Annotated in this window: 12 protein-coding genes; 2 read left to right on the plus strand and 10 right to left on the minus strand. The window is 70.4% G+C overall.

Annotated elements, in window-relative coordinates; genetic code table 11:
* Window positions 1-99: 99 nt before the first annotated feature.
* On the plus strand, window positions 100-1,659 hold the full coding sequence (locus OG357_RS07595) for a CocE/NonD family hydrolase (protein WP_329620412.1): 1,560 nt from the start codon (window positions 100-102) through the stop codon (window positions 1,657-1,659).
* Between the two features lie 38 nt (window positions 1,660-1,697).
* On the opposite strand, the gene OG357_RS07600 is transcribed toward OG357_RS07595, so the two are convergent.
* From OG357_RS07600 to OG357_RS07645, 10 genes are all read right to left on the minus strand, one after another.
* Window positions 1,698-2,555, minus strand: a complete 858-nt coding sequence (locus tag OG357_RS07600) for an amino acid ABC transporter permease (RefSeq protein ID WP_329620413.1) — start codon at window positions 2,553-2,555, stop codon at window positions 1,698-1,700.
* Window positions 2,552-3,196, minus strand: coding sequence for an amino acid ABC transporter permease (locus tag OG357_RS07605; protein WP_329620414.1), 645 nt, complete (start codon window positions 3,194-3,196; stop codon window positions 2,552-2,554). The genes OG357_RS07600 and OG357_RS07605 overlap by 4 nt, the downstream gene beginning before the upstream one ends.
* A gap of 18 nt (window positions 3,197-3,214) precedes the next feature.
* A complete protein-coding gene (locus tag OG357_RS07610) occupies window positions 3,215-4,132 on the minus strand; it encodes a glutamate ABC transporter substrate-binding protein (protein ID WP_329620415.1) in 918 nt (305 codons plus the stop codon).
* Window positions 4,133-4,147: 15 nt separating this feature from the next.
* Window positions 4,148-4,894, minus strand: a complete 747-nt coding sequence (locus OG357_RS07615; RefSeq protein ID WP_329620416.1) for an amino acid ABC transporter ATP-binding protein — start codon at window positions 4,892-4,894, stop codon at window positions 4,148-4,150.
* A 151-nt stretch (window positions 4,895-5,045) separates the two neighbouring features.
* Window positions 5,046-5,495 (minus strand): DUF6278 family protein, encoded by a 450-nt coding sequence (locus OG357_RS07620; protein ID WP_329620417.1) that lies wholly within the window; start codon window positions 5,493-5,495, stop codon window positions 5,046-5,048.
* An 86-nt stretch (window positions 5,496-5,581) separates the two neighbouring features.
* Window positions 5,582-6,361, minus strand: coding sequence for an exodeoxyribonuclease III (locus tag OG357_RS07625; RefSeq protein WP_329620418.1), 780 nt, complete (start codon window positions 6,359-6,361; stop codon window positions 5,582-5,584).
* A gap of 70 nt (window positions 6,362-6,431) precedes the next feature.
* Entirely contained in the window at window positions 6,432-7,064 is a 633-nt protein-coding gene (locus OG357_RS07630; RefSeq protein WP_329620419.1) for an MBL fold metallo-hydrolase, read from the minus strand.
* Between the two features lie 9 nt (window positions 7,065-7,073).
* Window positions 7,074-8,333, minus strand: coding sequence for a bifunctional 3-oxoadipate enol-lactonase/4-carboxymuconolactone decarboxylase PcaDC (gene pcaDC, locus OG357_RS07635; protein ID WP_329620420.1), 1,260 nt, complete (start codon window positions 8,331-8,333; stop codon window positions 7,074-7,076).
* 188 nt (window positions 8,334-8,521) lie between these two features.
* Window positions 8,522-9,037 (minus strand): sortase, encoded by a 516-nt coding sequence (locus OG357_RS07640; protein WP_329620421.1) that lies wholly within the window; start codon window positions 9,035-9,037, stop codon window positions 8,522-8,524.
* A 260-nt stretch (window positions 9,038-9,297) separates the two neighbouring features.
* Window positions 9,298-10,974, minus strand: a complete 1,677-nt coding sequence (locus OG357_RS07645; RefSeq protein ID WP_329620422.1) for an FAD-dependent oxidoreductase — start codon at window positions 10,972-10,974, stop codon at window positions 9,298-9,300.
* 234 nt (window positions 10,975-11,208) lie between these two features.
* Here OG357_RS07645 and OG357_RS07650 point away from each other — a divergent pair, with 234 nt between their 5' ends.
* Entirely contained in the window at window positions 11,209-12,330 is a 1,122-nt protein-coding gene (locus OG357_RS07650; RefSeq protein ID WP_329620423.1) for a SchA/CurD-like domain-containing protein, read from the plus strand.
* Window positions 12,331-12,375: the final 45 nt, after the last annotated feature.

A 12,375-nucleotide genomic window follows, 5' to 3' on the forward strand; every position in this document is an offset into this window, starting at 1 on the left:
GACCGGTTACCTCGGGTACGGCCTCCCGGTTACCGTCGGGTCACTTTCACTGCCCCCCATTCACTGTCCCCCATCAGTGCCCCCAGTGAGGAGTGACCCGTGCGCACATCCCTGGCACTCGCCGTCTCGGCCGCTCTCGTGGCCGGGACGGCCCTCGGCCTGGCCCCCGCCGCCCAGGCCGTCGAGAACGGCCAGACCGGCCAGACCGGCATCCGGTTCGTCGACATCGCCGGGGAGGGCGGCACCGTCCTCAAGGCGAACGTCGTCACCCCCGCCGGCGCTTCGGCCCGCCTCCCCCTGATCGTGCTGCCCACGAGCTGGGCCATGCCCCAGATCGAGTACCTCGCCCAGGCGCAGAAGCTCGCCGACTCCGGCTACATCGTGGTGAGTTACAACTCCCGCGGCTTCTGGCAGTCCGGCGGCGAGATCGAGACCGCGGGCCCGAAGGACATCGCCGACGCCTCGAAGGTCATCGACTGGGCGCTCGCCAACACTCCGGCCGACGCCGACCACGTGGGCATGGCGGGGGTCTCGTACGGCGCGGGGATCAGCCTGCTCGCCGCCGCGCACGACCCCCGGATCAAGGCCGTCGCCGCGCTCAGCGGCTGGGCCGACCTCATCGACTCGATCTACAGCGGCCGCACCCAGCACCTCCAGGCCGCCGCCCTGCTCGGCGGCGCGGGCTTCCTCACCGGACGCCCCGGCCCCGAACTCCAGGGAATCCTGGGCGACTTCCTCTCGTCGAACCTCGACAAGGAGGACGAGATGATCGCCTGGGGCCGTGTGCGGTCCCCGCTCACCTACCTGGACCGGATCAACGCCAACGGCGCCGCGATCATGATGGGCAACGCCTGGGGCGACACCATCTTCCCGCCGAACCAGTACGCGAGCTTCTACGAGAAGCTCACCGGCCCGAAGCGGCTGGAGTTCCGGCCCGGCGACCACGCCACCGCCGAGGCGACGGGCATCCTCGGGCTCCCCAACGACACCTGGACCAACGCCCACCGCTGGTTCGACCGCCACCTCAAGGGCGTCGACAACGGCATCGACCGCGAGCAGCCCGTCCAGCTCAAGTCCCGCTCCGCCGACGGCTACGAGGGCTACCCGGACTGGAAGTCCGTCCACGCGAACCAGCGGAAGTTCGCCCTCTCCGACTCGGAGCACCTCTGGGCGAACGTCGACTCCGGCGCCAACGGCGGCATCACGCTGCTCACCAATCTGCTGGACCAGCTCCTGCGCACCCCGCCCACCGTCTCCGTCCCGCTGCTCAACCAGGCCTTCGCCGGCGTCTGGCAGTCCGAGCGGTACGCCACCCCGCAGCGGGTGCGCGGCACGGCCGAGGTGCACACCACGGTCACCTCCACGAAGGCGAGCGGCACCTTCGTCGCGTACCTCTACGACGTGGGCCCGCTCGGCATGGGCAAGCTGATCAGCAACGCCCCGTACACCTTCCACGGCAAGACGCCGGGGAAGCCGTTCGCCGTCGATCTGGAGCTGTTCTCCACGGCGTACGACGTGCCGGCCGGACACCGGCTCGCCCTGGTCGTCGACACCGTCGACCCGCTCTACATCGAGCACAACCCGACCGGCGCGCAGCTGACCTTCTCCTCCCCGTCGGCCGACCCGTCGTACGTGTCGGTACCGCTGCGGGAGAAGTGATCACCGGCTGCTGCCGGGCGGGCAGGGCTTCACAGCAGCTACTGCGCTCCCGGCAGCAGCGTCCCGGGGTCGGCCGGCGCGACGTCCACGGCCTTCGTCTTCGGGCTGCGGCGCTCTCGGCGGGCCACCCAGGTGGCGAACCAGGAGAGCAGCATGCACATCCCGATGTAGATCGGTGAGATGACCAGCACGACGGGGATGAACGGCAGGTCGTAGTCGAGGTTCGACGCGATCAGTTTGCCCGCGTGCAGGAACTCCTCGTAGGTGATGAGGAAGCCGAGCGAGGTGTCCTTGAGGGCCACCACGAGCTGGCTGATGATGGCCGGCAGCATCGCCCTGAACGCCTGCGGGGCGAGGACGTAGGTCATGACCTGCGTCTTGCGCATGCCGAGCGCGTACGCGGCCTCGCCCTGGCCGCGTTCGACGGAGTGGATGCCGGTGCGGAAGACCTCGGCGAGCACCGAGCCGTTGTAGAGGGTGAGTCCGGCGACGAGCGCGGGCAGCGGCTGCACCTTGAGCGCCACGAAGATGAAGAAGATCATCACGAGGACGGGCATCGCGCGGAAGAACTCGACGAGCAGGGTCGAGGTCCACCGGAACACGCGGTGCTCGGAGAGCCGCCCGGCGGCGAGGACCCCACCGAGCGCGAGTGACAGGACCGAGGCGTACGCGAAGGCCTTGAGGGTGTTGCCGAGGCCTTCGAGCAGCAGCTCCTGGATGCCCTCGTAGAGGAAGGGCGACCACTTGGTGGAGGTGAACTGCTCGGTGTCGAAGAGGAGATAGAGGAACCAGCCGGCCAGGGCGAGGATCACGACGGTGGACGCGAGGCCGTAGAGGAGGTGACGCCGCCGGGCGTGCGGCCCGGGGATGTCGTAGAGGGCGGTGGACTCGGTCATCGGGCGACTCCCCAGCGCTTCTCCAGGACGTGGAAGATCGCGCTGATGGTGAGGGTGATGATCAGGTATCCGACGGCGATCCAGACGAACGTCCAGACGATGTTGTAGCCGAGCTCGCTCAACGTCTTGTAGGTGCCGAGGAGTTCGGTGACGCTGAAGGCACCGGCGATCGCCGAGTTCTTGGCGAGGGCGATCAGGGTGGAGCCGATGGGCGGGATGACCGTGCGGAAGGCCTGCGGCAGGACCACCGCCCCGAGCGTCTGCGTGAAGGTCATGCCCAGGCTGCGGGCCGCCTCGCCCTGGCCGCGCGGCACGGTGTTGATGCCGGAGCGCAGGACCTCGCAGATGAAGGCGGAGGTGTAGCAGCCGAGCGCGAGGACCGCGAACACCTCGAAGGGCAGGACGAGTCCGAAGCGCGGCAGGCCCAGCATGACCGCGAAGAAGAGCAGAGTCAGCGGGGTGTTGCGCAGGACCGTGACCCAGACCGTGCCGAAGACCCGGAAGGAGCCCACGGGCGCGACCCGGAAGGAGGCCATGACGAAGCCCAGGACGAGGGCCAACGCCGAGGCGTAGACGGTCAGTTCGACGGTACCGAGGAAACCCTCGCCGTAGAGCGCGAAGTTGTCGGTCAGGACGTCCATGTCGGGAGGCTCCTCCGGTCAGCTCGCCGGGTACCGGTCGATGGCGGGCGGCGTCGGGGCGGGGACCCCGGAGAGGCCGAGGGTGGCGTCGTAGGCCTTCTTCCAGTCGCCGTTCTTCTCGTGGGCGGCGATGGCGTCGTCGAGGGCGAAGCGCAGTGCGTTGTCACCGCGCGGGACACCGATGCCGTACGGCTCCTCGGAGAACGGCTTGCCGACGACCTTGAGTTCGTCGGGGACCTTGGCGGCGTACCCCATGAGGATGGTGTCGTCGGTGGTGACCGCGTCGACCTGGTAGGTCAGCAGGTTGTCCACGCAGACGGAGTACGTGTCGTAGGCGACGAGTTCGGCCTCCGGGTAGTCCTTCTCGATCCGCTGGTACGGGGTGGATCCGGCGGCCGAGCAGACCCGCTTGCCGGCCAGGTCCTGCGGCCCGGCGATGTCGTCCTCGTCGGTGCGGACGAGGAGGGACTGGCCCGCCTGGTAGTAGGGGCCGGCGAAGCCGACGAGCTTCTTGCGGTTGTCGTTGATGGTGTAGGTGCCGACGTAGTAGTCGATCTGGCCGTTCTGCAGGGCGGTCTCGCGGTTGGCCGAGGCGATCGTACGGAACTCGATGCCGGCGGGATCGAAGCCGAGGGAGGCCGCCATCATCTTGGCGATCTCGATGTCGAAGCCGGAGTAGCGGCCGGTGGCGGGGTCCTTCTCGCCCATGTAGGGCTGGTCCTCCTTGGCGCCGACGACAAGCCGGCCGCGCTTCTTCGCCCTGTTCCAGGTGCCGGAGTCGGGCAGAGTGAAGCCCGACTGGATTTGGTAGACGGGGAGTTGGTCGGGCTGCGGGCCCTTGACGGGCGGGCTGCCCTCCTTGCCGCAGCTGCCGAGCGATGCCGTCACGGCGAGCAGCAGGGCGAGCGCAGCCAGGGTCCGGTGCGTACGCGGCATGGTCGGCGCCCCCGCTCAGTGCTTGAGGATCTTGGAGAGGAAGTCCTTGGCGCGCTCGCTGCGCGGACTCGTGAAGAACTCCTCCGGCGTGCGGTCCTCGACGATGCGTCCGTCGGCCATGAAGACGACGCGGTTGGCGGCGGAACGGGCGAAGCCCATCTCGTGGGTGACGACGACCATCGTCATTCCCTCCTGGGCCAGTTGCTGCATGACCTCCAGGACCTCGTTGATCATCTCGGGGTCGAGCGCGGAGGTCGGCTCGTCGAAGAGGAGGGCCTTCGGGTCCATGGCGAGGGCGCGGGCGATGGCCACGCGCTGCTGCTGACCGCCGGAGAGCTGCGCCGGGTACTTCTCGGCGTGCGCGGCGAGGCCGACCCGTTCGAGGAGTTCGCGCGAACGCCGGTCGGCCTCCTCCTTCTTGCGCTTGCGGACCTTGACCTGCGCGAGGGAGACGTTGGCGAGGACGGTCTTGTGCGCGAAGAGGTTGAAGGACTGGAAGACCATGCCGACCTCGGCGCGCAGCCGGGCGAGCGCCTTGCCCTCGTCGGGGAGGGGCTGCCCGTCGATGACGATCTCGCCCGACTCGACACGCTCCAGCCGGTTCATCGCCCGGCAGAGGGTGGACTTGCCGGAGCCGGAGGGACCGATGACGACGACCACCTCGCCGCGGCCGACCGTGAGGTCCACATCCTGGAGGACGTGCAGCGCGCCGTAGTACTTGTTGACACCACGCAGTTCGATCAGCGGATCGACGACGGCCATACGCTGCCCTGCCCCATTTCTCAGCGGTGTCGAGGTCAGCGCAAACTATCCACCAGAAAAAGGGACTTCACGGCCGACACGCATGAAAACGGAATAAGCCGTATTTACTGCAAAAGGGTGGCGTGGGGGTGGGGTGGGAAGCGGGGTCCGCTCAGTATTCGGCGGCCTCGGCGTACACCTGGTACAGCTCCGGCGCGCCCCGCATCGCCCAGTCGAGACCGGCCTCGACGACCTGGATCTCCCGGCCGGAGGCGAGCCGCACCACGGGCCCGCCACTGGGCCACACCTGCCACAGGGCCCCGGGCACGTTCCGGACGATCACCGTGCCGAGGTAGAGGCCGGCGTCGTTGCCGAACCAGGGAAGCTCCTCGGGGTCGTCCCGCCAGCGGGGCGGCAACTGGTCCAGCTCCTGGAGGGAGCGCGGGCTGCTGTCGAGCACCACCCCGGATTCCTCGACGCGGGCGCGGAGCAGCTCGCACTCGGAGAGCAGCTCGCCCACCCCGTCGGGGTCACGGTCGAAGTCGGCGGCCGACGGTTCGCCGGCCTCCTCCATCTCGCTCCCGTGCCGCTTGCGCCACTTGTCCAGAAACGGAATGTTCATCCGAACAGCCTCGCACCGCCACCTGCCGGTCGACCACCCGGCGCGCGGAGATCATCAGCTCCGCGCACCCCGCTCGTACGCCGAGATCACACGTCGAGGTCGACCACGACCGGCGCGTGGTCCGAGGCGCCCTTGCCCTTGCGCTCCTCGCGGTCCACGTAGCTGTCCGAGACCGCCTCGGCGAAGGGCTTGTTGCCGTAGACCAGGTCGATGCGCATGCCCTTGTTCTTCGGGAAGCGGAGCTGGCGGTAGTCCCAGTACGTGTACGGGTGGTCGTACTTGAGGGGGCGCGGGACCACGTCGGTCAGACCGGTCTCGCGCAGGCCCGCGAGGGCGGCCCGCTCCGGCTCCGTGACGTGCGTGGCGCCCTCGAACTCGGCGATGTCCCAGACGTCCTCGTCGGCCGGGGCGATGTTGTAGTCGCCGAGGACGGCGAAGGGGCGCTCTCCGGCCGCGTCGTCCGCGACGGCCGCCTTGAGCGCGTCCAGCCAGCGCAGCTTGTACGCGTAGTGGTCGTGGATCACCTCGCGGCCGTTCGGCACGTAGACCGACCAGACGCGGACGGGTCCGCAGGTCGCGGAGATGGCCCGCGGCTCCTCCACGCCCTCGTACTCGGGGCCGCCGGGCAGGCCCGTGACGACGTCCGCGAGGCCGACGCGGGAGACCAGGGCCACGCCGTTCCACCGTCCGGTGGCGTTGACCACCGACTCGTAGCCCAGCGCGCGCAGCTCCTCGGTGGGGAACTGCTCGGCGGTGCACTTGGTCTCCTGGATGCACAGCACATCGGTGCCGGTGCTCTCCAGCCAGGCCAGGAGGCGGGGCAGCCGGGCGGTGATCGAGTTGACGTTCCAGGTGGCGATGCGCATGGGCGCAAGCCTACTGGCGGGGTGTGACAGTCGGCGGATTCGGCCGGCTGACGGGCGTGGACCCGTCCTTTCAGAGCTCGGCGGAGGCGCCGGGGGCGAGGCGGGAGTGGTCGGTGCCGCCGAGGGCGCCGATCTGCCGGTCGTAGATCGGCCGGGCGAGGTCGGTGAGGAGGGCGTCGTGGATGTCGTACGCCCGGCGCGGCTTCACCTCGCGGACGTAGTCGATGACCTCGGAGATCTTGTTCCAGGGGGCCATGACCGGCAGCAGCAGCGTGTCGACGGGGTGGTCGGGGACGGTGAGCGCGTCGCCGGGGTGGAAGACGGCGCCGTCGACGAGGAAGCCCACGTTGGTGATGCGCGGGATGTCGGGGTGGATCACCGCGTGCAGCTCGCCGTGGACCTGGACGTCGAACCCGGCGGCCGTGAAGGTGTCGCCGTGGCCGACGGTGTGCACCCGGCCGGGGAAGGCCGCCGAGAGCCGGTCGGCGACGCTCCGCAGCGTCCAGACCTCGGCAGCCGGGTTGGCTTCCAGGGCCGCGCGCAGCCGGCTCTCGTCGAAGTGGTCCGGGTGCTCGTGGGTGACGAGCAGGGCGTCCGCCCCGAGGGCCGCGTCCTCCTCGGTGAAATTCCCCGGGTCGAGGACGAGCGTCCGGCCGTCCTTCTCCAGCCGGACACAGGCGTGGGACATCTTCGTCAGCTTCACGCGGCCAGGTTACGCGGGAGGCGTCGTCTCCTCCCGGATGACGCGGGTGACCACCCGCAGGGCGGACTCGGCGGCCGGGAGGCCGCAGTACACGGCGGTGTGGAGCACGATCTCGCGGAGCTCGTCGGGCGACAGGCCGTTGCGGAGGGCGGCCCGGGTGTGGTCGGCGAGTGCCTCGTGGTGGCCTCCGGCGATGAGGGCCGTGAGGGTGACGGCGCTGCGGGTGCGCCGGTCGAGGCCCTCGCGGCTCCAGACCTCGCCCCAGGCGTACCGGGTGACGAGATCCTGGAACCCGCTGTCGGGATCGTCGGCGAGTGCCTGGTCCACGTGGGCGTCGCCGAGGACCTCGCGGCGCAGTCCGAGGCCCGTCTCGTACGGGTCGGGCCGGCCGGTGTCGGCGGGTTCGGCGGCCGGTGCCTCGGGGGCGGGCTCGGCGGCGGGGGCCGGGGTCGCGGGGAGCGGCGGCACGGCCAGGATGCCGCCGGTCTCCTGGGCGGTGTCCGCGAAGTGCTCGGTGAGCAGGTCGGTGACGGCGGCGGGCTGCTCGACGGGGGCGAGGTGCGAGGCGCCGGGGACGACGGCGAGCCGGGCGTCGGCGATGCCGGCGACCAGGGTGCGGGCCTCGGCGGGGCCGGTGACCTGGTCCTCGGAGCCGACGAGGACGAGGACGGGGATGCCGATGCGGTCGAGTGCCTCGCGCACGTCGAAGACGGCGAGGGCCTCGCAGGCGGCGACGTAGCAGGCGGGGTCGGTCGTCCGGACCATCTGGACGGCCCAGTCGACGATGGCCGGCTGCGCGCCCGCGAAGAGCGGGGTGAACCACTGCTCGGGGGCGGTGCGGGCCATCGGTTCCAGACCGTTCGTCCGGACGATGACCCCGCGCTGCCTGAACTCGTCGGCGCTGCCGAACCGCGGCGAGGTGGCGACCAGCGCGAGCGAGGCGACCCGCTGCGGTGCGCGGAGCGCGAGGTCGAGGCCCACGGCGCCGCCGAGGGAGCAGCCCGCGTAGCCGAAGCGCTGGACGCCGATCGCGTCGAGCGTGGCGAGGAGCCGGTCGCCGAGCTCGGCGACGGAGGTGAAGGGCTCGGCCGGGGCGCCGCCGTGACCGGGAAGGTCGAAACGGACGACCCGCCACTCGCGCGTGAGCTCGGGTATCTGCCGGTCCCACATGTGCCAGGTGGTCCCCAGAGAGGGCCCGATGACCAGGACCGGAGCGTCGTCTCGCCCGTCGACGCGATATTGCAGGGTGTTCGTCGGTGTCTCACTCACCCGCAAGACCCTCTCATCTCTCACAAGCTCTCACGTCGCCGGGTCGAACCTAACGGCTCGGGGCGGCCCGAGTCGCCGTAGACGTTGTCGACGGGAAACCGGTCCTGGACGGCAAGCGGGCCCCGGATCTCCTTTCGGAGCCGGGGCCGTGGCCGTGGGGGGTGGGGGTGGGGGGTGGGGGCGTGGGCTCAGACGGAGTTCCGGGCGGCGGTGGCGCGCCGGCGCATCCTGAACAGGACGCCCGCGGCGGCGCCGCCGAGGAGCAGCGCGGCGCCGAGGGCGTACGGGCTGCCGCTGTCACTGCTGTCCGCGGCTGCGGTGGCGGCCCAGCCGAAGCCCGCTTCCACGGCACCGTTCGGCCGGCCGGAGATCTGGTAGGTGACGGTCTGCTTGATGCGGGGCGGGCACTTGAGGGTCACGGTGTCCGTGCCGGAGACGGCGTCCAGCGGGAGTGTGAACTCACCCACCAGGACGCCCTTCCGGTCGCCCGGCAGGAGGTGGAACTTCCCGCCCGCCTCCGACTCACCCTTTCCGTAGGTCTCCTTGCCGCAGGCGGTGGTGCTGACGGTGACGGTGGTGCCAGGGGTCGCCTTCCCCGGATTGACCCGGACGTCACCGTCGGGCGCCGCGACGGCGGAGGGTGCGGACAGGGCAAGGGCGACCAGGACCAGGGCGAGCTGGGAACCTGTACGTGCGAGACGCATGCTTCTTCTCTCCTTCGACGGAGCTTTCCTGGCCGGCTGGGCCGCGCGGCGCCTGTGCTGTGCTCCGTTCACGAGAGGATCCCCGACCGGTGACCACCGCAACGGGAACGTCGCGCGTGATGTCCCCCGGTCGGGGTCTTGATCGCCCTCACTGGTCATCATCGCCGCAGGTCACCGCGGCCCGTGCGATGCTCGGGAACGAACGGCGCCCTGCGCGCGAACGGGCTAGAGTGCGTCTCCTCCATGAGCCGGCCAGTCGATCACCGGCCTCGAGAACCAGCCCGGCCCAGGATCGCCGTGAGGGCTTGCCGCAACGCCTCGCCGGGATCAGCCGACGCCCCTTCGGACCGCCACGCGACGAACCCGTCGGGGCGGACCAGCACCGCGCCGTCCGTGGTGACGCCGTGGGCCTCCGCCCAGTCCGTGTCGCTCGCGGGGGAGAGCTCCGCGTCGGGTCCGTCGCCGATCCGGTACGAGTCGAGCGGCACCGCAAGCTGTTGCCCGACGCGTGTCGCCGCGGTGTGCCACCCGCCGGCGCCGTCCTCGGAACTCAGGAGCACCAGGGACCGCTCGTACAGGTCGAGGGTAGAGACGCGGGTACCGGCGCGGTTCAGCCACATGTGGGGTGCCCGGCTCCCGGGTTCGCCCGTCAACCGCAGTGCGTCGGACACGGCCGGCAGCGTCCGGTCGGCGCCCAGGACGGCGCCCTGCTGATAGCGGTAGCCGAGCACCTCGTTGAGGATGCCGCCCTTCCTTCCCTGGGGGCCGCCGGATCCGGGGCCGGGGACGTACCCGGGGTGGCTGTGTTCGACCGACCGCGCCGAAGCCCGGGCGCTCGTCGCCTCCGCCACCGGCCGGCGCTCCGCGTCGTAGGACGCGAGCAGGCCGGGGCCGGCCCATCCGCCCAGTACGGCGGCGAGCTTCCAGGCGAGGTTGTGCGCGTCCTGGATACCGGTGTTGGAGCCGAACGCCCCGGTGGGCGGCATCTCGTGAGCCGAATCGCCGACGAGGAACACCCGGCCGTCCGCGTACCGTTCGGCGATCCTCTCGGCCGCGTGCCAGGGAGCTCTGCCCGTGATCTCCACATCGAGGTCCGGCACCCCCACGGCCCGCCGGATGTGTTCGATGCACCGCTCGTCGGTGAACTCCTCCAGCGTCTCGCCGTGTTCGGGGTGCCAAGGAGCGTGGAACACCCAGCGCTCCCGGTTGTCGACCGGCAGCAGAGCCCCGTCGGCCTCCGGGTTCGTCAGGTAGCAGACGATGAACTGCCGGTCGCCGACGACGTCCGCGAGGCCGCGGGAGACGAAGGTGACGCTGACGTTGTGGAACAGGTCGCCCTGACCGTTCTGCCCGATGCCGAGCCGCTCGCGAACCGGGCTGCGCGGGCCGTCCGCCGCGACGAGATAGTCCGCACGGATGGTGGTGTGCTCACCGGTGTCGCGGCTCTTGACCTGCGCGGTGACCCCTTCGGCGTCCTGATCGAACGACATCAGCTCCGTCGAGAACCGCAGATCCCCGCCCAGCTCACCGGCGCGCTCGAGCAGCACCGGTTCGAGATTGTTCTGGCTGCACAGGCACCACCCGGCGGGGCTGAAGCGGGCGAGCCCGCCGCCGGGATCGATCTCCTTGAACAGCCACTCGCCGACATCGCCCACCAGGCTCGGCGTCTGCAGGATGCCGTTGTTGTGCGCCAGGACCGACGCGGCCTCCTGGATGCGCTGCGTCACCCCGGCGCTGCGGAACAGCTCCATCGTGCGCACGTTGTTGCCGCGGCCGCGCGGGTGGATCGAGGTGCCCGAATGGCGCTCGACCAGTGTGTGCGGCACTCCGAGACGCCCCAGGAACAGCGAGGTGGACAGCCCCACCAGCGAGCCGCCGACGATGAGTACGGGCGTGCGGTGACCGGCTGCTTCGCCGGCCACGTCGAATCGGTTCATTGTCGTCTCCGGCGTCACCTACGACGCGAGTCGGGGATGGGATGCAGATTCAAGTCCTTCGGGGTCGGGTCCGCGTGTCGGGGGCACCCGGATGACACGCGGTTCACTCGTCCGCTCTTTCGGGCTCGCGCGCCGTCGACGCTCCTGTCAACTATCGACACATCACGACCCCGGCGTTTCAGCCACGTAGGTCGTCCCCGCCCCCCCCACTGAGAAGAGAAAGAGGTGTGCCGGATGGCCCCCTCGGGACGCATCTCGCAGTCGGCCTTCGACGGCTCCAAGCTGCGGGTGATCCTCCTGCTCGACCTGTACGAAGGAGCTCAGCAGCAGTTCCTGGAGGCGTACGAACTCATGCGGAAGCAGGTCGCCTCCGTGCCCGGTCACATCAGTGACCAGCTCTGCCAGTCCATCGAGAACCCCTCGCAGTGGCTCATCACCAGCGAGTGGGAGAGCGCTCCGCCGTTCCTCGCGTGGGTGAACAGCGAGGAGCACGTCGAAACCGTCAAGCCGATGCACAGCTGCGTCCGGGACACCCGTTCGATGCGCTACAGCATCCTCCGGGAGACCGGTCCCGGTCAGCAGGCCTCGCGGACCGCGGCACCGGCGGGCGTGCAGGTGGCCGCCCGCGTGGGCGACGGTGCGGCACGCCACGCCCTCACCTTCACCGTCAAGCCGGGCTCCGAGTCGAAGGTGGCGGAGATCCTGGCCGGGTACGAGTCGCCCCGGGCCCAGGTCGACGAGAACACACGGCTGCGCCGTACCTCCCTCTTCATGCACGGCAATCGCGTCGTGCGGGCCGTGGAGGTGGAGGGCGACCTCCTCGCGGCACTCAGGCACGTCGCCCGTCAGCCCGAGGTACGAGCGGTCGAGGAGGCCATCAACCCGTACCTGGAGCAGGACCGGGACCTGACCGACCCCGAGTCGGCACGTGTGTTCTTCACGCGTGCCGCGCTCCCGGCCGTGCACCACGTGGTGTCCGACCGGCCGGCACCGGCCGACCTGCGACGGCACGCGCTGTACTACCCGGCCAAGGAAGGCCGCGGGATGGAGCTGGCCCGGCTGCTCGCCCATCAGGACCAGGCAGCGGCGGACGATCCGGACAGCCCGGTGCACGGCAGCACCGTGTTCCATCGCGACGACATCGTGGTGCGCCTCATCGACATCACGGGCGAACTCGACCTCGACCCCGTGGCCTCCCTCGGGATCAAGGGCGCCGGCAAGGCGGTGGAGCTGGAACATCTCCTCGACGGCGCCGCGATCGGCGTCGAGGGCTCCCTGAAGACGGAACGCAACGTCAACCGGCTCCTGTCGCACGCCGACATGCTGCCCGTCACCGACCGCTCGGCGGATTCCTGACGGCCAGTCGCTGCGCCTGCCGCAGTCGCTCACCCGCACGTCCCT

Origin of the sequence: Streptomyces sp. NBC_01255 (assembly GCF_036226445.1) — a bacterium.
Taxonomy (GTDB): domain Bacteria; phylum Actinomycetota; class Actinomycetes; order Streptomycetales; family Streptomycetaceae; genus Streptomyces.